Source organism: Dyella choica (assembly GCF_003977665.1).
In the GTDB taxonomy this organism is placed as follows: domain Bacteria; phylum Pseudomonadota; class Gammaproteobacteria; order Xanthomonadales; family Rhodanobacteraceae; genus Dyella_B; species Dyella_B choica.
Genome location: NZ_RYYV01000014.1, coordinates 72,241 through 92,093 on the forward strand (window position 1 = coordinate 72,241; position 19,853 = coordinate 92,093).

22 protein-coding genes are annotated in these 19,853 nt (G+C 62.3%); 2 read left to right on the forward strand and 20 right to left on the reverse strand.

All coding sequences use genetic code 11. The annotated features are described in order from the left end of the window. Positions 1-5 precede the first annotated feature (5 nt). The 19 genes from EKH80_RS16935 to EKH80_RS17025 form a co-directional block, all read right to left on the reverse strand. Entirely contained in the window at positions 6-830 is an 825-nt protein-coding gene (locus EKH80_RS16935) for a hypothetical protein (RefSeq protein WP_126685969.1), read from the reverse strand. Continuing rightward, positions 827-1,279 (reverse strand): hypothetical protein, encoded by a 453-nt coding sequence (locus EKH80_RS16940; protein ID WP_126685970.1) that lies wholly within the window; start codon positions 1,277-1,279, stop codon positions 827-829. The genes EKH80_RS16935 and EKH80_RS16940 overlap by 4 nt, the downstream gene beginning before the upstream one ends. Then, on the reverse strand, positions 1,276-2,610 hold the full coding sequence (locus EKH80_RS16945; protein ID WP_230473766.1) for a FliI/YscN family ATPase: 1,335 nt from the start codon (positions 2,608-2,610) through the stop codon (positions 1,276-1,278). The genes EKH80_RS16940 and EKH80_RS16945 overlap by 4 nt, the downstream gene beginning before the upstream one ends. A 2-nt stretch (positions 2,611-2,612) precedes the next feature. Continuing rightward, positions 2,613-3,269, reverse strand: coding sequence for a FliH/SctL family protein (locus tag EKH80_RS16950; protein ID WP_126685971.1), 657 nt, complete (start codon positions 3,267-3,269; stop codon positions 2,613-2,615). Then, entirely contained in the window at positions 3,266-3,721 is a 456-nt protein-coding gene (locus tag EKH80_RS16955) for a hypothetical protein (protein WP_126685972.1), read from the reverse strand. The genes EKH80_RS16950 and EKH80_RS16955 overlap by 4 nt, the downstream gene beginning before the upstream one ends. Beyond that, positions 3,718-5,139 (reverse strand): flagellar basal-body MS-ring/collar protein FliF, encoded by a 1,422-nt coding sequence (gene fliF, locus EKH80_RS16960; protein ID WP_126685973.1) that lies wholly within the window; start codon positions 5,137-5,139, stop codon positions 3,718-3,720. Before fliF ends, EKH80_RS16955 begins: the two co-directional genes overlap by 4 nt. A 243-nt stretch (positions 5,140-5,382) precedes the next feature. Continuing rightward, entirely contained in the window at positions 5,383-5,697 is a 315-nt protein-coding gene (gene fliE / locus EKH80_RS16965; protein ID WP_230473765.1) for a flagellar hook-basal body complex protein FliE, read from the reverse strand. Next, a complete protein-coding gene (locus EKH80_RS16970) occupies positions 5,694-6,116 on the reverse strand; it encodes a flagellar basal body rod protein FlgC (RefSeq protein WP_126685974.1) in 423 nt (140 codons plus the stop codon). Before EKH80_RS16970 ends, fliE begins: the two co-directional genes overlap by 4 nt. 2 nt (positions 6,117-6,118) lie before the next feature. Then, complete coding sequence (locus EKH80_RS16975; protein ID WP_126685975.1) at positions 6,119-6,490, reverse strand: flagellar basal body rod protein FlgB; 372 nt, start codon at positions 6,488-6,490, stop codon at positions 6,119-6,121. 10 nt (positions 6,491-6,500) lie between these two features. Beyond that, entirely contained in the window at positions 6,501-7,610 is a 1,110-nt protein-coding gene (locus EKH80_RS16980) for a flagellar basal body P-ring protein FlgI (protein ID WP_126685976.1), read from the reverse strand. Continuing rightward, positions 7,607-8,194 (reverse strand): flagellar basal body L-ring protein FlgH, encoded by a 588-nt coding sequence (locus EKH80_RS16985; protein WP_126685977.1) that lies wholly within the window; start codon positions 8,192-8,194, stop codon positions 7,607-7,609. Before EKH80_RS16985 ends, EKH80_RS16980 begins: the two co-directional genes overlap by 4 nt. Beyond that, positions 8,184-8,891 carry a flagellar basal body P-ring formation chaperone FlgA gene (gene flgA, locus EKH80_RS16990; protein ID WP_126685978.1) on the reverse strand — a complete coding sequence of 236 codons (708 nt, stop codon included), beginning with the start codon at positions 8,889-8,891 and terminating at the stop codon, positions 8,184-8,186. Before flgA ends, EKH80_RS16985 begins: the two co-directional genes overlap by 11 nt. A 2-nt stretch (positions 8,892-8,893) precedes the next feature. After that, positions 8,894-9,661, reverse strand: coding sequence for a flagellar basal-body rod protein FlgG (gene flgG, locus EKH80_RS16995; RefSeq protein ID WP_126685979.1), 768 nt, complete (start codon positions 9,659-9,661; stop codon positions 8,894-8,896). Positions 9,662-9,671: 10 nt separating this feature from the next. Continuing rightward, the gene (locus tag EKH80_RS17000) at positions 9,672-10,358 is read right to left on the reverse strand and encodes a flagellar hook-basal body protein (RefSeq protein ID WP_126685980.1); all 687 of its coding nucleotides are present in this window, start codon (positions 10,356-10,358) and stop codon (positions 9,672-9,674) included. A gap of 12 nt (positions 10,359-10,370) precedes the next feature. Continuing rightward, the gene (gene flhA, locus EKH80_RS17005) at positions 10,371-12,431 is read right to left on the reverse strand and encodes a flagellar biosynthesis protein FlhA (RefSeq protein WP_126685981.1); all 2,061 of its coding nucleotides are present in this window, start codon (positions 12,429-12,431) and stop codon (positions 10,371-10,373) included. Beyond that, the gene (locus tag EKH80_RS17010; protein ID WP_126685982.1) at positions 12,428-13,498 is read right to left on the reverse strand and encodes an EscU/YscU/HrcU family type III secretion system export apparatus switch protein; all 1,071 of its coding nucleotides are present in this window, start codon (positions 13,496-13,498) and stop codon (positions 12,428-12,430) included. The genes flhA and EKH80_RS17010 overlap by 4 nt, the downstream gene beginning before the upstream one ends. Next, complete coding sequence (locus tag EKH80_RS17015; RefSeq protein WP_126685983.1) at positions 13,498-14,262, reverse strand: flagellar biosynthetic protein FliR; 765 nt, start codon at positions 14,260-14,262, stop codon at positions 13,498-13,500. Before EKH80_RS17015 ends, EKH80_RS17010 begins: the two co-directional genes overlap by 1 nt. Before the next feature lie 4 nt (positions 14,263-14,266). Then, positions 14,267-14,530, reverse strand: coding sequence for a flagellar biosynthetic protein FliQ (locus EKH80_RS17020; protein WP_126685984.1), 264 nt, complete (start codon positions 14,528-14,530; stop codon positions 14,267-14,269). 2 nt (positions 14,531-14,532) lie between these two features. Next, positions 14,533-15,663, reverse strand: a complete 1,131-nt coding sequence (locus EKH80_RS17025) for a tetratricopeptide repeat protein (RefSeq protein WP_126685985.1) — start codon at positions 15,661-15,663, stop codon at positions 14,533-14,535. 479 nt (positions 15,664-16,142) lie between these two features. Here EKH80_RS17025 and EKH80_RS17030 point away from each other — a divergent pair, with 479 nt between their 5' ends. Then, positions 16,143-16,535, forward strand: a complete 393-nt coding sequence (locus EKH80_RS17030) for a hypothetical protein (RefSeq protein WP_126685986.1) — start codon at positions 16,143-16,145, stop codon at positions 16,533-16,535. Between the two features lie 30 nt (positions 16,536-16,565). Here the strand turns inward: EKH80_RS17030 and EKH80_RS17035 are convergent, their stop codons facing one another. Continuing rightward, positions 16,566-18,152, reverse strand: coding sequence for an O-linked N-acetylglucosamine transferase, SPINDLY family protein (locus EKH80_RS17035; RefSeq protein WP_158628868.1), 1,587 nt, complete (start codon positions 18,150-18,152; stop codon positions 16,566-16,568). A 123-nt stretch (positions 18,153-18,275) separates the two neighbouring features. Here EKH80_RS17035 and EKH80_RS17040 point away from each other — a divergent pair, with 123 nt between their 5' ends. Then, positions 18,276-19,388 carry a hypothetical protein gene (locus EKH80_RS17040; RefSeq protein WP_158628869.1) on the forward strand — a complete coding sequence of 371 codons (1,113 nt, stop codon included), beginning with the start codon at positions 18,276-18,278 and terminating at the stop codon, positions 19,386-19,388. The last annotated feature ends 465 nt before the right edge of the window (positions 19,389-19,853 follow it).

The following is a 19,853-nucleotide window of genomic DNA, read 5'->3' on the forward strand; positions in this document are numbered from 1 at the left end:
ACTCCTTAAATAAGCTGGGGCGAAGTCCATGCTTCGCGGCCGTTCAACATGATCGTGCTCAGGGTCAAACCTTTAGCCCTGGCATCGTTCAGAACCCATCGAATCAAATGCTTTGCCTCGCTGTCGCTGAGGCGAAAATCGCGCAGCCAGGCCACGCTGCCGCCATCACGCTGACGGGTGAAGCGCAGCGAACGCTCCGGCCAAAGTGCTGGCGCGGAACTGCCGGCCAACGCGGTTTCGATGACATGGGATGGCGCGGCATCGTCCAGCAGCAGCGGCGACTGCACCGCCAGAGAGTCGACCGGTTCGGCTACGTCAGCCTGTTCTGCCCGCGCAGCCGCCGCCGTGGCATTCACATTCATTGCCAGCGATTCGCCCGCGGCTTCAGCAGGCGTTACCAGGACAGTTCGATCGGATTGCCACGCGTTGAGTTGCCTGACATCGCCTTCGGCCAACGTCATTTCCGAAAGATAGACTTGCGCCATGGCATGCCAGCCGAACACCCGCGCTTGCAACAATGCTTCAGTGGCTCCCGCAGGTGCCACGGTTCCTACCATGGCTGCTTCCCCTGTTTGCAGCACAGTCGGCTGCATGGGCATCTGCTGCAGCGTTTCGCCCGCCGCGGCATGGGGATCGAGTTCAACCGGCTCCGACACCTGTTGCGCATCGAATTCGCCCGCGGCCATCGATTTCGTATTGCCTGGCGCAAGCTGTTTTCCCTGCGACTCCGGCTTCGCCAGCTCATGCGCGAAATCCTCGGTAAGCGGACGGGAATCCTCCCGCTTGGGCAACGGGAAGGAAGCGTCGATTGCGCTGAAGATCGTCGTCATGGCGCCTCGCCCCGGCTTTCCAGCCACAGCTCAACGCCCTCTTCCATTGCCTTGGCGGCCCGCTCATGAGCCAGCACCAGGCGGACATCATCAAGGTGTTCGTGTACTCGCTCGCGATGGCGCTTGGCCTGCACGTTTTCGGACGCCTTTTCCGTACGCTGTTGCGCAGCCTGTGCGAGCTTGTTGTTGGCATGCTGCCATGTGTCCGTCAACGCAGACGAAAGCTGCGTCAGCAACTCATAACGGGCCAAATCGACCGGCCGTTCATCGACAACACAGGCGTGGACTGCCAGCGATACCTTTTCCCGTGCAGCTTCGACGGTTTCAACGTGCTGTTTGGCGGTCTGTTCCTTGTCGACGGATTCGGCGAGCGCCATTTGAGCGCGCAGCTCCTTCACGCGCGCCATGCGCAAGGCCACCTCGTATGCATGTTGCTTGCGCCCACTCATGCCGCCGCCCCTGACTTGGTCGCAAGCACTTGCTCGAGCCTGTCGACGGTTTCAGCCCGCGATGCCGATTGGCCAGGTGCCTGGCGCAGGCAATCGATCAGCCTGGGATAAAGCACGATGGCTTCGTCGAGCGCCGGGTTCGTTCCAGCCTGGTAGGCTCCCATGTCCACCAGGTCACGCGAAGTTTCGTAGGTGGAAATGATCGACTTGACCCGCAGCGCCAGCTCTTGTTGCCGGGCATCCGCCACCCGCGACAACAGACGGCTCACGCTGGACAGCAGATCGATGGCGGGAAGCTGGCCGCGACTCGCCAATTCACGCGAGAGCACGACGTGCCCGTCCAGGATCGCGCGCATGTGGTCGGCGACCGGTTCGTTCATGTCGTCGCCTTCCACCAGCACACTGTAGATCGCTGATATGGAACCGCCTCCGCGCACACGCCCGCCGCGCTCAAGGATCTGCGGCAACAAGTTGAACACGGACGGTGGATAACCGCGCGACGTCGGCGGCTCGCCGACGGCAAGCCCGACTTCGCGCTGCGCCATCGCAAAGCGCGTGATCGAATCGACGATCAGCAAAACATCCAGCCCCATGTCGCGAAAGTACTCGGCCACGGCATGGGCTGCATGCACGGCATGGGTACGCACCAGGGCGGGCTGGTCGGCGGTGGCGACCATCATCACCGAACGGCGGCGCCCCTCGGGGCCAAGCGACTCCTGCAGAAAATCGCCCACCTCGCGCCCGCGCTCGCCGATCATGCCGACTACCACGACATCGGCTTTTACATGGCGCGCCATCATGCCCAACAGCGTGCTTTTGCCGACACCACTACCGGCGAACACACCGATACGCTGCCCCTTGGCAATCGGCATCAAGCCATCGATCGCACTGACGCCGGTTTCCAATGGTTCGTCCAGCGGCACGCGACGCAACGGGTTGATCGGCGCCGGCTGGACCTCACGATAGCCTTCAACCGCGATAGCCGGACCGCCATCCAGTGGCTCACCAAAAGCATCCACTACCCGTCCGACCATGGCTCGCGCCAGCGGAATGCGCAGCGTCCGGCCCAGCGAGCGCACACGTGCTCCCGCCGCAATGCCACGCAAATGCCCGAACGGCATCAACAGCACTCGGCCGTCGCGAAAGCCCACTACTTCCGCACTGACCTTTTGCGTATGCGCATCATTGTCGATTTCGCACAACTCGCCGATTTTTGCATCGGGGCCACTGGCTTCGATCACCAGCCCGTTGAAGCCCAGCAGATGACCGTACTCCCGCACCAGCACCGCGCGATCCAGGGCGCCGTTGTAGCGGTCGAGGGTCATCGCCATGCTCACGATTTGCGCTCCAGTCCCAGCGTTTCGAGCATGGCGTTGTAGATGGCCCCCAGGCGGTCGGCGATGGAGCTTTCCGCATGGCCGCGCTCGGTAACCAGACGGCACTGGCCAGCCGAGAGGCTGTGCTCAACCATCACTTCCAGCCCTTCGATCCGTGCCGGCAGATGCCCGTGATCCGCGGGAGAGACTTCCAGCTTCACCGCCTTGCCGCGGTAATCCACCGCCATCTGCTTGCACAGGCGCTGCATCAGCTCGCCGTCGTCCTGCATGGTTGCGACCAGGCGCGCGAGACTGCTCAACGCGAGCTCGAATGCCAGCTGCTCCATCTCTTCGCCATGCGCGCGCGCCTGCTCCTGCAGATTGGCAGCGAGTACAGCCAGCTGCTCGCGCTCCTCCACCATCAACTGATGTTGTTCTTCCAGGCGTTTGCGCGTCTGTTCTTCCCATGCCTGATGGAACTGCTCGGCTTCGCGGCGACCATCTTCCTCGCCGGCCTTGAAGCCCTCGCCATAGCCCTCGCGATACGCCCGCACATCCAGCTCATCCTGCTGCGGCAGTGCTTCCGCCAAGGGCGGTTCCGAAGCCTTTGCGTTGCTGATGGAACGCGGCGCGGCGCTCTCCCGCAGCCCGTGCTGTGGCAGGCGACGGATCATGGTGCAGCCCCAGTCGTTCGGCCCGACTGCGCGTTCGTATCGAGATAGTGCGCCAGCGCATCCGCCAGCGACGGGGGAAACCGGTCGGGCATGCGATTCAATTCGTGCCGCACGGATTCGGCGCGGGATTTCTCGCAGGCAGCCAGGTAGATATCGGCATGATCAGGCGCCGCCGCAGTGAGCACGCGCGCCGCCCAAGCTGGAGACAAGCGATCGAGCAGCACGATCAACACATCCGGCGGCGGCACTTCGCGCGCTAGATAGGTGGGCTCGTCCGCGAGCACGGCCTGCAGCAGCTCCGCATCCAGCGCCGTGTAGCGCTGTGCCTCACTGATCAGCGGATGCAACGCGCTACGCCAGGCCTCCGGCAAGCGTCCGAGTATCCAGCGCCGGTCGGCTGGATGCATGGTGGCCAGTGCAAGCGCAGCCTTGCGGGCACCGGTCGGATTCATCGCTCCACCTCGGAAGTTTCGATCCATTGACGCAGGCGCAGCAGCGCCGCTTCGCGCTCCGACAGGGTCAACCGGCGTGGTGTGCTGGTGCGCATAGCCATCAGCAACGCACCTACCAGGAACAGCACCAGCGCGACGATCACCGGATAGATCCACCAGTAGCGGCTTGCCACGGCGGGGGATGCCGCCTCGTCGGTCGCCGAGGCGCTGCTCGTTGCAACTGCTTCTGCATGAGCCGCCACTGCATTATTCAAAGCATTGGATGCGGTTGCCGCGACGGGCTCCGGTGGCGCAATCGCTGCAATATCCACCTTGTCGCCGCGCGAAGCATCCAGTCCAAGTCCGGCAGACACCACTTCGCTCAGCTTGTTGACCGCGCCAGCTGGCAGCGTGGCGGGAATGACGATCCCCACCGAAATGCGGCCAATACGTCCGGGCGCCTGCTCCACTTCCTCCTGCTCGCGGCCATGCGCGTATTCCACTTCGCGATCGCTGCTGGTGTTGCCCCTGGTATGCTCGGCATCGGCGTCATCGCCGGCATGTCCGCTCGAATTGATCTTTTCGCGCACCATGAGGCCGTTGCCGTCCTTGCCCTGCCCGATCAGCTGCTCGCGCACCTGCTTCACGTGGTCGTAATTGAAGCTGACATTGACCGAGACGGTGAAGTTGTCCGTGCGCAGCACCCGGTGCAGCAACTCTCCAACGCGTCCGCGCAGCTGGCCTTCCATCTGCGACTGCGCATCCAGGTTGGCGGAATTCAGCGCACCGTTCTGCCCCCCTGCAGCATAGCCGGACAGCATCATGCCCTTGTCGTCGAGCACCACCACGGCATCGGAGGCCAGGCCCTCGACCGCCGAAGCCACCAGACGCTGGATGCCCACCACCTCGCGCGCATCCAGATGCTTGCCCGGGCGCATTCCCAAGGTAACGGAAGCCTTGGAAGGATCCTGGTCCGGCGAGAACAGGTCCGTGCGACGAATGGTGAGGTGCACGCGCGCCGACGCCACCTCGTCCAGCGCAGAAATGGTCCGCTCCAGCTCGCCCTGCAGGGCGCGCTGGAAATTGACCCGCTGCGCAAACTCGGTCACACCATAGTCGGAATCCTTGAACAACTCGAAACCGACGCTGCCACCCTTGGGTACGCCCTGCGAAACGAGCTTCATGCGCGTTTCGTACACCTGGGCATCCGGCACCAGGATGGACTTGCCTTCATCCGCCAGGCGATAGGGCACCTGCATCTGGTCGAGCGCCGTGCTGATCTCCGCCGCATCCGATTCGCGCAGGTCGCGAAACAGCACGCCGTAGGGCGGATGCATCACCCACCATGAAGCCGCGCCTACGATACCGGCGATCAGCACGATGCCGACCACGAAGCCGATTCGCGCGCGCTGGGACATGGATGCAAAAAACTGCCGCATTAGGTATTCCCCTGATTCGAAATCAACGCCCTTCCAGAGATATCCGTCCCTATGCTCAACACCTCATCCTTCCTCGCCGTCATTTCCGCGATCCTTCCTCGCCGTCATTCCCGCGAAAGCGGGAATCTATGTTGCTCTGATGCAGAAGCGAAGATGGATTCCCGCTTTCGCGGGAATGACGGCCAGGCAAGCCTGGGACGTCGCATTGGCGTAGATATCTTTACCGGAGCGCGCGATCCCTTTTTAAAGCTGCATATTGGTCAAGTTCTGATACGCATCGACGATCCGGTTGCGCACTTCCACCGCCAGCTGCAAATTCAGCCGGGCGTGTTCCATGGCAATCATCACGTCGTGTACCGGTATGTTTTCGCCCGCCGCCAGTGCACGCGCCGCCTGGTCGGCCTGTTCGAGGCTGCCGTTGAGCTCGTTCACCTGCGAACCCAGCATCTGGATGAAGGCGGGGCCTTTGCGATTGGTCTCATCCAGCATCTCGGGCATTTCGATCGGCCGTATTTCCACTGGCGCGACCGAAGCGCCATCGATCGGCATCACGTTCATGCGCTACCTCCCAGATCCAGTGCATGCAAAGCCATGCTGCGCAGAGTGTTGAAGGCGCGCACATTGGCTTCATACGCACGGCTTGCATCCATCAAGGCGCTCATCTGCGACACCATGTCTACGCGTGGGTAGCTCACCATGCCGTTCTTGTCGGCGGCCGGATCATTGGGATCGTGCTCTTCGCGCGTGCTGGCCTCGGTCGCCAGCATCACCGGCTGGGAAGGCACGCTGTGGCCGGTATCACCGAGCATGGCATTGAAGCTTGCCGCATACGGTGCACTCACGCGCATCAGACGCGCAGGGTGACCCGGCTGGTTGGGCGTATTGGCCATGGCGACGTTATGGCTGGCCGCCTCGATGCGCAAGCGCTCGTACTCCAGGCCGAACCGCGTTGCGCTGAAAATCTGATCCACGACCATGCTCAATCCCTCCCTGCCAGGGCCAGCTGCATCAAGGCAAAACGCCGCGACATCACCGTCGTCAGCGATTGAAAATCCACATTGGCGGTTTCCAGCTCCGCCACTTCCTGATCCAGGCTCACCGGCGCGTTCAAGTCCGGATCGGCAGCGCGTACCGATTCGCCGAGCGTGTGGGGCGTCATCGCCTGCAGCTGAGCTCCATCCAAGGCCGGATCTTCGGCCGCTTCACGCAGCAAGCCGGTCGCCTGCGCGAAATCGGCGCGCTGCGGACGGTAGCCCGCCACATCGACATTGGCGATGTTCGCGCTGGCCACATCGGCACGAACGCGCGCCATACCTAGCCCCAAGCGCAAGGCTTCGGTGGTCAAATCCATGCTTGCCTCCTCATTGAATCACCAGCTCGCCGCGCAGTGCGCCGGCGTCCTTGATCGACTGCAGAATGGTGATGACGTCGCGGGTGGACAGGTGGATCGCCCGCAAGGCTGCGATCAGATCGGCCACCGTCGCACCATTGGGGATGCTCACCAGGCGCGCTTCGGGGTCCTGCACATTGATATTGGCCTGCGGCACCACCGCCGTACCGATGTTGCGCGATGGATTGATCAGCACACCGTCAGGCTGCGAGACGAGGTAATCGGTCTGCACCTGGATGCGCAGATCACCCTGGGAAATGGTGACCGCACCCAGCCGTACGTCTCCGCCAGAAACCACGGTGCCGGTGCGCTCATTGACCACCACGCGGGCGATCTGGTCCGGTGTGACCGGCACGTTCTCGATCCTGGAAATGGCCTGCACCAGATCGGACGGCGGCGTGCCGAAGTTGACGCGCACCTTGCCCGCATGTTCGGCCACCGCTGACACGCCGGCATTTCTGCGCAAGGATTCGGCTATGCGCTGCGCCGTGGTGAAATCCGGCTGATACAGCACCACGTCCAGCGTACGGCCGTCTTCAGCCAGGCCCAATGGCGCCTCGCGTTCCACCGTGGCGCCATCGGGTACCCGGCCCACCGTCGGATGATTCTTCTGGTCGACGCTACCGAACGCGCGCACCTGATAACCGCCGACCGAGAGCGCGCCTTGCGCCAGCGCGTAAAGCTTGCCGTCCGGACCATTGAGCGGCGTGAGCAGCAAAATGCCGCCGCTGAGGCTGCGCGCGTCGCCGAGCGAGGAAACCGATACGTCGAGCTTCTGGCCGGATTCCGCGAACGCCGGTAGCGTTGCGGTCACCATCACCGCTGCGACGTTGCGGCTGTTGAGGTCGTCCGGACTGATGTTGACGCCGAAATGGCTGAGCGTGTTGGCCACCGACTGCACCGTCAGCCGATTCTTGCCGGTATCGCCGCTGCCGGCCAGGCCGATGACCAGGCCATAACCTACCAGGGCATTGTCGCGCACGCCTTGCACCCGGGCGATTTCCTTCAGACGCACGCTGCTGCCCTGCCCCCAAACGCCGGCAGAAAACAGCAGCAACAACAAGAAAAGCAGACGTTTCATATCAGACCCAACCAGCGCGTAATGCGGTAAAGAATGCTGTGGCGTTGAGCAGTGGAAATGTCCCCCTTGCCGGTGTAGTGGATATCCGCCTCGCTGATGCGGTTCGAGAAAATGGTGTTGGTCGGCGAAATGTCTTCCGGGCGCACCATGCCGGTCAGCGCGAACTGCTGTTTCTCGCCGTTGATTTCCACCGTTTGCTCGCCATGGATGCGCAACAGTCCGTCGCTTCCGACGGCAACCACGCGCACCGCCAACTGAGCTTGCAAGCTTCCGGCGCGGGTGGTGTTGCCCTGTCCGGCGTCCTGGCCGTTGAACCCCAGGGCATAGTTGCGCCCGAGATTGCGATATTGGGCATTCGCGCCCAGCTGCACCCCGCCGCTGGCATCGGTATTGGCGCTTGCCGTTGCGCGCGCGGTTTCGGTCACCAGCACCGTGAGCGTGTCCCCCACCTGATGGGCACGACGATCCGCCGCCAGCCCGTGGTAGGCGTCTGGATCGATCATGGAGCCGGACGACGTCTGCGCATGCGCGGCAAAGCCAACTCCCGCCATGAACAGGCCAATAAGTAAGGATCTAGTCGACAACTTGCACTACTCCCCTGTCGGTAATGCGTGCACGCACCGGTGCCTCGGCGCCATCCACCTGCACCAGGACGGTGTCGCCGGCGTTGCCGCGGCCAACCGCCGTCCCCTTGGCTTGAAGCCTGATCACGCCATACGACGCCATCACTTCCACGCGCTGCTGGCGGTCGACATCCGGAATGCGCTCGAAATCCTCCAACACGACCGGACTTCCGGTGAGCACGGCATGGCGCAACCGCATGCCGTCGAGTTGGTGCGGATCACTCACCAACGTGCCTTGCAACGCGGCGACATCCGCGGCGTGCGGCGCAAATTTCAGCGTCGATGCCGCCGCACCGATGGCAGCATCCGATATATAGGTCGACACATCATGCTGAACGCTCAAGGCAAACCACACCGTGGTCGAACGCACCACGGCATCGTTGACGGTGATATCCACCGGCACGCTCACGCGAGCGCGTGGCCAGCGCCCTTCAGGCTTCCTTGCCTTGAGCGCAAGCTTGCCGGCAAGCACCTGCACGTCTTCCGGCCGGCCCACCACGGCAACTTGTGCAGTCGCCTTGTCACCGCCGAGGCAGGCGTCCAGCTGCGCCTGCGCAACATCGACGATGCGCGCAGCCGTGACGGTCTGCAGTGGCGACGAAGCCAAGGCAGACCCATGCACAGCAAGCAGCAAGATGGCGGGCAGCAGTTTGCGCATGATTACTGCCGCAGATTGTTGATCGTATCCAGGATCTGGTCCGACGCTTGCAGCACGCGGGCATTGAGCTGATAGGCGCGCTGCGCGATCACCAGTGTGGCCATTTCACTCACCATGTCCACGTTCGAGCCTTCCAGCGATCCCTGCAGGATGGCACCCATGCCGCTGTCGTTGGGCTTGCCCACGCTGGGATCGCCCGAGGCTTGCGTCGGCACGAAGTTGTTACTGCCCACCGATTGCAAGCCCTCCGGCGACGAGAACATGCTCAGCTCCAGCGTGCCGAGCAAAGTCTGGGCATGGCTGCTGCCGACCTGCGCGTAAATCTGTCCGTTCTGGTTGATCTTGATGTTGGTGGCGTCCGGCGGAATCTGGATCTGTTGCGCCAGGCGGCTGCCGTCCGCGGTGGCCACGTAGCCTTCGCTATCCACGTGCAATTGCCCATCGCGGGTATACAGGTGGTTGCCGTTGGCGTCGGCCACCTCAAAAAAGCCATCGCCCTGGATCGCAATATCCCAGGTATTGCCGGTCTGCTGCATCTGCCCTTGCGAGAAAACCGCGCTGGTGGACAGCACCTCGGCACCAGCTCCGGACTGGCTCGGCGTAAGGCCGGCCTGCACCTGCGAAGGCGTGATCACCGCGATGTCGCCGAACGAGGCGCGCTTGGCCTTGAAGCCCGGCGTCTGCATGTTGGAGAGATTGTTCGACAAGGTGTCGATCTGGTTCTGCGCGGTCTGCAGACCGGAGGTGGCGATGTATAGGGCGTCGATCATGCTCGTATCCTCAAGAATTGTCGCCGATGTGATTGATGCCTTCCTGCAAGGCCGCGTCGTAGGCCTGAATGGCGCGTTGCACCGATTGCGCGTGGCGGGTGAGCGCCATCAGGCGCACCATTTCTTCGCCGGGGTCGACGTTGGATTGTTCCAGTGCACCCTGTTGCACGCGGCCGATGAACTGCGTTGCCGTGGCACCGGTGCCGCTGTAGCTGTACGTCCCGTCGCCCATTTCCCGCAGTTCTCCGGGTTTGTCGACATTGACGATTTGCAAGCTGTCGACCTCATCGCCGTTGTCGATGATGGCGCCGGCGGCGTCGATATGTACGTTGGCGTGATTGAGCGTGATTGGGCCCGACAGCCCCATCACGGGATGGCCCGCCGCGTCCACCAGTTGCCGCTCGGCATCCAGATGGAACTGACCGTTGCGGGTGAGCATCTGCTGACCGTTGACGCTCACTACGAAAAAGCCGGGGCCGCGCAGGGCCAGGTCCAGCGGGTGGCCGGTGGAAGAAAGGCTGCCGTCGGCCAGGCTCAAGGTCGGCGTGCTGTCGAGCAAACCGGTACGAAAATCCGTGGCAAGCCGCTGCGCGCGATAACCCGTAGTGCGCAGATTGGCTACGTTCTGGCTCAGCACGTCGAGCTTCTCAACGTCATTACTGAGGTAGCGCGCGATGCCTGGGATGATGTTGCTCAAGGGAAGTTCTCCTTATGCAGCAGCGGAAGCGGTGACGGTGCCGAAGGCCTTCACCATGACGGTGGCCGGCACTTCGTTGATGCCCAGCACGGTGACGTGCGGCAGGCTGCGCTGGATCAATGCGCGCAAATGGCGGCGCACTACGCTCGGGCAAATCAATACCGGCAGATGGCTGCGCGCCATCATCGCCTCGGATTGCTTGGCCAGGCCGCCCAGTAGCGCCTCCAGTTGGCCCAGGTCGGCAAGCAATGCGCCGGACCCTTCGCGCTGGCGCACCGCCGACACGATTGACCGCTCCAGCTCCGGCGCCAGCGTAAGCACGTAAAGCTCGCCCTGCGCATTGCTCACGCGCTGGCAGATGCTCGGGCCCAGGCGCTCGCGCACGCGCTCGACCAGGTCATCCGTCTGCTTGTGCGTCTTACCCGCGTCGACCAGCACTTCGAGGATGGTCTCGATATTGCGGATGCTGACCTGCTCGCGCAGCAGTTGCTGCAGCACCTTTTGCACGTCGGTATACGACATCACGCCCGGAATGAGCTCGTCGACCAGCGAAGCCTGCTGCTCGCGCACACGCGATACCAGCCGTTCGGTCTCCGCGCGTGTCAGCAGCTCCGGCGCATGGCGCTTGGTGACTTCGCCCAGGTGCGTGATGAGCACCGTCTCCGGATCGACCAGGGTGTAGCCTGCACCGCGCGCATATTGCCGCTGTTCGGGGTTGATCCACTGCGCCGGCAAACCATACGCCGGATCGCGCGTTTCGCGCCCTTCCAGTTTCGGCCGCCTGCCGCCGGGATTGATGGCCAGCAAGGCATCGAATTGCAGCTCGCCGCGACCCACGCGCGAGCCTTGCACCTGAATTTCGTAGGCGTCTTCGGCCAGCGCAGGTCCCTGGATCAGCTTGACCTTGGGCAGGATAAAACCGAGATCCAGCGCGAACTGCTTGCGGAAGGTGCTGATGCGATCGCCGAGGTCCAGGCCGCGCGCCTTGTAGATGGCGGATATCCCACTGCCCAGGTGGATCTCCACAGGCTCCACGGACAGCAACCGATACAGATCCTCTTCCTCGCGCCTCGATTCGGGCTCGGGCGCTGCGTCCTGTTTGTCCGTGATGGCGCCGCCTGAGCGTGCGGCGAAAAACGTCAATGCACCCACGCCCAGCAGCACGAGCAGTACCGGCCAGGCCGGCAATCCCGGCAAGACCAGCAGACCGGCCAGGGCCAGCGCAACGATCAGCAAAGTGCGCGAACTGGACAGCACCTGCCTGGCGATTTCCGTGCCCAGCTGCGCATCGGATGCGGCACGCGTGATGATGATGCCGGTCGCCACCGCAATCACCAGCGACGGAATCTGCGTAACGATGCCGTCGCCTACAGTAAGCAACGTGTAGCGATGCGCGGCGTCCGTCCACGGCAGGCCACGCTGCACCATCCCTACGGCCAGGCCGCCGATGATGTCGATCAAGATGATCATGATGCCGGCAATGGCATCGCCTTTGACGAACTTGGTGGCACCGTCCATCGCACCGTAGAAGCTGGCTTCCTTCTCGATCTGCGCGCGACGCCGCCGGGCTTCGTGCTCGTCGATCAGCCCCATGTTCATGTCGGCGTCGATGCTCATCTGCTTGCCGGGCATGCTGTCGAGCGTGAAACGCGCCGCCACTTCGGCCACGCGTTGCGCGCCGTTTGTCACCACCACGTACTGCACGACCACCAGGATCAGGAACACCACCAGGCCGATGACGTAGTTGCCGCCCACCACGTACGAACCGATCGCGTTGATCACCCGCCCCGCATTGCCCTTGTCCAGGATCAGGCGGGTGGCGGAAATGTTCAGCGCCAGGCGGAACAGCGTGGTGATCAGCAGCAGCGACGGAAACGTCGAAAAACTCAGCGGCGTTTCGGTGAAAAAGGTGATCAGCAAAACCAGCAGGGCGCCGGTGAAATTGAGCACGAGCAGGAAATCCAGCAATGCCGACGGAATCGGCGTGAACAGGATCACCAGGATCGCGATCATCCCCATCACCAGGATGACGTCGCGCTTGCCGTTCCAGAGCTGGCCGAAGAGAGCGTTCACGAAAGAATCCTGTTGCCCGGGCGCTTCATCAGCCAGCGATAGATGGGCGCCAGCGGCTGGTACAAATGTGCGGGCACCGCCCGGTCGACCTTGCACTCGCGATAGAGCGCGCGCGCCAGCTCCGGCGAGCGCAGGCACGGCACGCCGGATTGCGCCGCCAGCTTGCGCATGCGCGCCGCCACCGCATCACTACCCTTGGACAGCACCACCGGCGAGCGCATCGTCTTGGGCCGGTACTTCAGGGCGATGGCAAGATGCGTTGGGTTGGTCAGCAGCACATCCGCTTCCGGCACGCGACGCACAGAACGCGAATGCTTCAGCAATTCCACCATCAGGCGTCGGCGTTTCTGGCGGATATCCGGGTCGCCTTCACGACGCTTCACTTCGTCCTTGATATCGCGCCGGCTCATGCGCAGCTTGCGGAGGTATTCGCGGCGCGTGAACCACAGGTCGAACAGCGACACCAGGGCGAGCAGCACCAGCATCCAGGTGGTGACCTGCACGTAGGTCGAGCGCAGCAGCAGGCCCATCGAGGAAGGCGCGGCAAAAGCTGCCGCCTGCACCTTGCGACCGATGCTGGCAGCCAGCATCCACGCCACGGTGCCGAGGATGCCCAACTTCAGCGTGAGTTTGAACAGCTCCCACAATACGCGCAGCGAGAAGATCTTCTTGAAGCCCTGGGCCGGATTCAGGCGATTGAAATCCGGCTTCAGCGGCTCCGTGCTGAACACCGGCCCGGTCTGCACCAGGTTGGCGACCACCGCCGCCACCAGCATCGCCATCACAATCGGCAGGATCGCCTGCCAGGACGGCTGGAAAGTGTGCTGCAGCCAGTTCGCCAGGCTGGCCGAAGGCGCAGGAGCATTGCCCGCCATCAGGATCGTGCGGGAAACCGAGCGTGCCAGTGCGGCGGCAATGCCATACGAAGCAGCTGCCAGTGCCACGCTGAACACGATCATCACTACGATGCCGCTTAGATCCGCGCTGCGCGGCACCTGCCCGCGCTTGCGCGCCTCCTGCAGGCGGAACGGGGTTGGCTGTTCGGTCTTGCTCTGCTCGTCGGCCATCAGTGCATCCCCGACGGCGTAAACACCGTGAATGCGTCGCGATACATCCGCTCGATCAGCGGTGGTGCATAGCGCAACGAACCGGCCAACAGCATGAAGCCAGCCAGCACCTTGATCGGCAACGCCACGAAATAGGCATTGGCCTGCGGCATCGAACGGCTTGCATAGGCCACCGTCAAATCGATCGCAAACAGGCCGAGCATGGTGGGCGCAGATACCATCAGGCCGAGCAGGAATTGCGAAGAAAGCTTGGACAGCAGCACCGTGGGCGACACCAGCAAACCGCCACTGCCCAGCGGAATGATTTCGATCGAGGCCAGCATGCCCTGCAGCAACAGCAGGTGCAGCCCCAGCGAGAAGAACACCAGCAAGCCCGCCCATTGCAGCACGGTGCCAGCCAGCGCCTCTGCGGTACGAGTACCCGGATTGAACAAGCTGGCCGCGCTTACGCCAGATTGGATGTCCAGCACGCGTGCTGAAAAGCCGAGCGCCGCCATGGGCAACACTACGGCCAAACTCAAGGAAAAGCCGAGCACGCACTCGCCCGCCATGGCCAGCACGAACGGCAGTGGAAGATTGGCATCCAACGGCAGCACCGGCGCCTGGTGCACGCCTATCGCTAGCATCGTCAACGCCAGCAGTACGCACATGCGGATCGGTGCCGGCACGCCGTTGAACGGTGTGAATGCCGGCACCATCAGCAACGGCGCAAACCTCGCCATCGCGAGCAGGAAAGCGCCCAGAAATGTATCGACGGCTTCCACCTTGCTACATCCCTGCAATAAGGCCGAACAAATGTTTGGTGAACTCCACCACCACCGCCATCATCCAGGCGCCGGTCACCACCACCATGGCCACCACGGTGATCAGCTTGGGGATGAAGGTGAGCGTCATTTCCTGGATTTGCGTCACCACCTGCAAGATCGAAATCACCACGCCTACCACCAGCGTAGCGAGCAGAATCGGGGCGGACACTTTCGCCGCCGTCAGCAAGGTCTGCGAAAGCAGATGCATCGCGGTATCGCTATCCATGCTTACCCCTTCGGACGTACCCGTTCGCGCAACCTGAAAATGAAATCCGCCGGCAGCGCTCCCACTCCTGGTGAACGCGCAAGGATGTCGTCGATCACGTGGCGCGCCTCATCGACGCGCCCCTCGTCCATCAGCAGGACGCTTTGCGCATAGCGCGCGGTACGGCCTTGCGGATCCAGGCGCGTGGCGCGCTTGATGGATTCCTCCGCTTCCATGCGCTCGAACCGCAGTGCATGCACCAGGGCGTAACCGCCATGCGTTTCACCGAAGGTCCTATCCAGCGCGAACGCCTTGTCGAAACTGCGCTTTGCTCCGGCGAGGTCGCCTTCCAGCAATTGGCACCATGCCAGCGCATGCCAGGTACCGATGTGATCGGGCATCGTGGTTGATGCGCGCTCCAGCAAGGCTCGCGCCCCAGCCACCTCGCCGCTCAGCATCAGATTCTGGCCTAGGCCCAACCAGGCGCGCCCGGATTCGGGATGCTTCGAAAGCACGCGCTCGAAAGCGGCCGTGGATTCCTGCACGCGCTGCGACCATAACGCCAGCGTGCCGTGCACGATGCCGGCTTCATGCTGATCGGGGTCGGCCTGCAACGCCAATTCCGCTTGCTCAGTGGCCCGCGTCGTGTCGCCGACGTCCAGCCAAAGCAAGGCACGCAAGCCCTGCACTTCGGACAAACGGGTACCGGATTGAATCGGAGCCAACGCTTCGAGTGCCGCCTCGATTTGTTTCTGTCGATGCAGGATGCGCGCCTTCAGTAGCGCAAGCGAAGCCTGGTCGCCATCGTCTTCATAAGCACGCGCAAGCGTCTGCAGCGCTTCTTCCGCCTGCCCCTCCAAGAACTGCGCATAAGCCAAGTCATGCACTACGCCAGCCGGGACGATTTCCATTTGGCCCAACAAGGCTTGCAGCAATGCAATGGCGGTCTTGGTATCACCGCGTAGCAATGCACAACGCGCTTCCCGGAAGCGAACGCCCGGCATTTCGCGCAACGAGGCCGGCGCCTTGTCGAGGCGCGCAAGGGCTTCCTCGAAACGAGCTGCCCCTAGCAGTTCGTCAAGCAGGTCGCACAAGAGGATCGGATTTCCCGGATCGCGATCCGCGAAGCCGGCAAGCAGGGCGGCGCGGCTCACGGCGCCCCCCTAAACTTTTTGGGCACAATCCCGATACAGCCCACTGCGAAGACCGCAACGGTCTTCGGCACTACGACATCCCACCGCACGGCTACTGCTCCTTACGCGCGGACCTCCGTCCGAGCGCCGTCCTTCCCCTTACAGCATCCTTACGACATAGATCGCTCGTCGTTTGGTCCTGAGCGCCTTGCTTGTCATGTCACACCCAAGTTGTGACCCAAGACAAAACGCGGGCCTAATCTAGGAGTGACCTTCACCGGCTGTCAATAAAATCCTCACGCCATCCTCACAATGCCAAATAATTCATCAACTTTCGATCTGCATCGCAAATTCTTGCTGAAGCGACTCGGAGAAAAGACATGGGCTTTCGCACCTATTTCAAGCTAAAGCCGAGATTTGTTCATAGACATGAAAATTGAGTGACGATCAGGCGACACGCACTACACTATCCCCAACGCTGTATTCACTCGGGAACCGGCATGTCCACGGACCGCATCTCACCCTCTTCATCGCTGGTCGAAACACTGAGGGCACTTGCGCGTGAACGCACCCAGGACGCCAGGCCCGCCCATCCGCCAGGCAAGCCGGAGCCGAGCGATTCACCAAAGCCGGTCAAGGCGAAACAGGATGTGCAATGGCTGCGCCAGCGCCTGCATAACCTTGCCCTCGAAGCCGACCTTGCCAACGAACAGTCGATGCTTCAGGCAAGAACCCAGGTCGTGCGCGAAATCCTGCTTTGGGAATTCGGCAGTGAGTTCCGCAACGATTCCCAGTTCGTGCCGATGGTGGATGCCATCGGCAAAACACTGGAGGCGGATCCGGCCTCTCTGCAGCGTTTTTTGGATTTGATGGCGGATTTGCGTAAAGTTTGATGCCGATGCGCTCTCTGATGAGAGCAACCATCAACTCCTGAACGTCCCTGGCAGCTTCCCCGCACGCTGATGCTCAGCCATCCGCCACAGCAACCCCTCGAAATCCCGCGCAAACCCCTTGATGTCAAACAGCCCGGACGCCGTCCGCTGCTGCAACAACTTTGCCTTGATCGCCGCCCGGTAATTCGCATCACTGCCATAACGTATCGCCTTCATCACAAACGCCGGGTCATCCACCACATTCATTTCCGGCATGCCGAGGTGATGATTCAAGCTACCCGCCACCCGGCTGGCAAAGGTTTCCCCTGGGCGTGTCAGTACCGGGCACCCTGCCCATAGCGCGTCGGAGGCGGTGGTATGCGCGTTGTAGTCTTCCGTATCCAGGAACAAATCCACATGGCGATAGCACGCCAGATAAGCGCGGTGCGGCAGCTTTTCCATGAATACCAGGCGCGATGGCGATACACCCATGCTTTGTGCCACCTCGCATAATCGATCGGCCATGCGCCCCTCACCCTGCAGCAGCCATAGGACACTGCCGGGAACGCCCGCCAGAATTTGCAACATGCGCGTGACGCTGCGCGGATTGAGTTTGTAGCTGGCGTTAAAGCAGGCGTACACGATGCCAGTCCCGGGTAGACCACAGGCTTCACGTGGGGCAGGCGTGCCAATGACGCGAGTGGGGTCCGTACACTGGTAGCAACGCGGCAAATACGCCACCTTCTCGCTGAAATGCGTTTGCAAGGGCTCAGGCAATACAAAACGGTCGACGATCACATAGTCCATGAAGTCGGCGCCCGTGGTGCCTGGATACGCCAGCCACCCCACCTGCAGCGGCGCTGGGCGATAGGCGAACACTTCGGGTTTACGCCCCCGGCAATAGCCGTCCAGGTCCAGCAGTATGTTCATGCCCGCCGCATGGATGCGTGTCGCTATATCGCGTTGCGATACATCCGCCACGTCGTGGAAGCCGTGTGCCGCCGCAGCGAGCCGACGGCGCGAAGCCTGCTTGCCGTCATCACACGTCGAAAACAGGTGGATTTCCAGGCACGAGTCGTGCAGTTGCTCAAACAGCGCCACGGTGAGGATGGTCGTGGGATGCAAGCCAAATCCATCCGACAGAAAACCTACGCGCAGGCGTCTCGGCGAGGAGATCGTTGCAGCCACTCGCTTGATCGGCTGGCGATCGGCCGCCTGCTTGATTGCACCAGCCAGCTGACGCGCGCACACGGCTTGCTGCGCGGCGCTGGCTGGCTCGGCTAAAAATTGGAACGGAGACACATTGCCCTGCCCCATCTCCACGGACTGCACCAGCTGCGCACTCAACGCCTCCAGGTCTTTCCAGTCACACAAGCTGCGCCGGTAAAACACCAGAGTGCGCAAGCTGCAATGGTCACTGCTGTCCAACCGCCAGACCCGCTCAAAAGCCTGCGCTGCCGCTTCCATATCCTGCGTTTGCTCGACCAGCCCAGCCCAGTACCGAGCAAACAGCGCATTGTCGGGCGCCAGTTCAGCAGCACGCTTTGCGGCCTCCACGGCTTCCGGCAAACGCTGCTGGGCTGCCAGGGCCTCGCCAAGCAGTTGCCAGGCGATTGCCTGATGCGGGTGTTCCGCCATCCAGTCTCGCGCCAGCGACTCGGCCTCTGCCGACCGCCCAAGCCGAATGTTGCAACGCCCCAGGTTGGCCCGTGCACCGAAGGCTTGAGGCGCCTGGGCAGCGACGCCATAGCATGCCGCGGCATGGCCAAACGCGCCTATGCGAAACAGCCGGTTGCCAAGCTCATTGACATCGTCCGTGCGCCAGGAGACATGCCGCACAGCCGCATCCAATCTATCCGCGAATTCCTCGCTGGAGAGCATGACCGGCGCAAGGCGTTCATCACCTGTCACCGCCGCTCCCAGCGGCCCCCATTCCTGCGCCAGCATGACTTCCTCATTCGACGGCTTTGCACCATGATGCCGTGCGCGCGGCTCGGAATGCGAGCCTTCCGTGCATTGGGCCGCCGGGCGTCATCACAGGGAGTCATCGCAGTGCGAACCATCGTCATCCAGTCCTATCGGGATACCCAGGTGGAACCCTGGGTGCGGCGCTGCATGCAGACCGTCAAGGATTGGGCTCGCCATCGCGGGTATGACTATGAATTTGTGGGCGACGCTTTGTTCGACTTCATGCCGGCGCGGATGCGCAACAAGAATGGACCTTCGCTGCTTCCCCAGACAGACATGGCGCGACTGGGATTGCTGCACGATCGACTCAATCGAAACTACGAGCGCGCCATCTGGCTGGATGCCGACGTGCTGGTATTCGACCAGGCAGCGTTCGCCATCCATGACGGCTGCGGCGCCCTGTTTTGCCATGAGGTTTGGACCAGCCTCAACGCCGAGGGAGAGTTGACGCACTGGCGCGGGATCAACAATGCGCTGATGATGTTCGAGCGCGGCCACCCGCTGCTCGATTTCCTACGTTTCGCTACCATCCAACTGCACGATCACTTCGACGCCGCCGCCCTTTCGCGCACGGCACTGGGCACCGACCTACTGACCAAGCTGGGGCGGGTTATTCCGCTGCGAGTCCACACCCAAGTTGCCTGTCTAAGCCCCCTGTTGATTCGCGCCGCCTACTATGGCGACCACCCGGAGTGGCTGCGATCGCACGCCACCGAGCGAGGGCAACCCTTTCATGCCGCAAACCTGTGCCGGGCGCTACTGAGCAGCGTATCGCCCTTCAACCCCGCTCAAGGCGCCTTGAACTCGGGCCAGATACTGCAACTGATCGAGCAAGTGATCGAGACGCGTGGAAGCGTCCTGTTTGGCGAAGCTGTCCAGGTTGATGGCTTAACGGGACATCTTTGACGGGTCCTGATTTCACGGACACCTGAAAGCGAGCGCAGGATGTCCCAGATCCTCCGATATCCCAGATCCTCCGCCAATATCAGTCATTGGCGCTAACGCTCGTCGGCGAAGGAGCAATTCATGGGTGTCGCAGATCCCAACACCCCATCAGCCTCCCCCATACACAGGCCGTCTTGCGCCTCCCGCCCCTTTCAGCCAGCACTGCCCCAAGGCTCTCGCCTTAGCCATCAAAGATTCGACCGTACCCACCGCACGCCAATAACGGCTCTCGATGCCCAACAGTTGTGATTGCCACTGCCGCTCATGCAAGCTTGGACGCCTGCGGGTCTACATACAGCACGGCGTGCACGTGGTTGCTCATGACGGCATAGGCGTAGAGCCCTACCGCGAAACAATCGGCTAACGCCAGCAACCGCTCATCTACCCAAGCCTTTCGATGATCGTAGGAGCGTCCACTATAAGCAT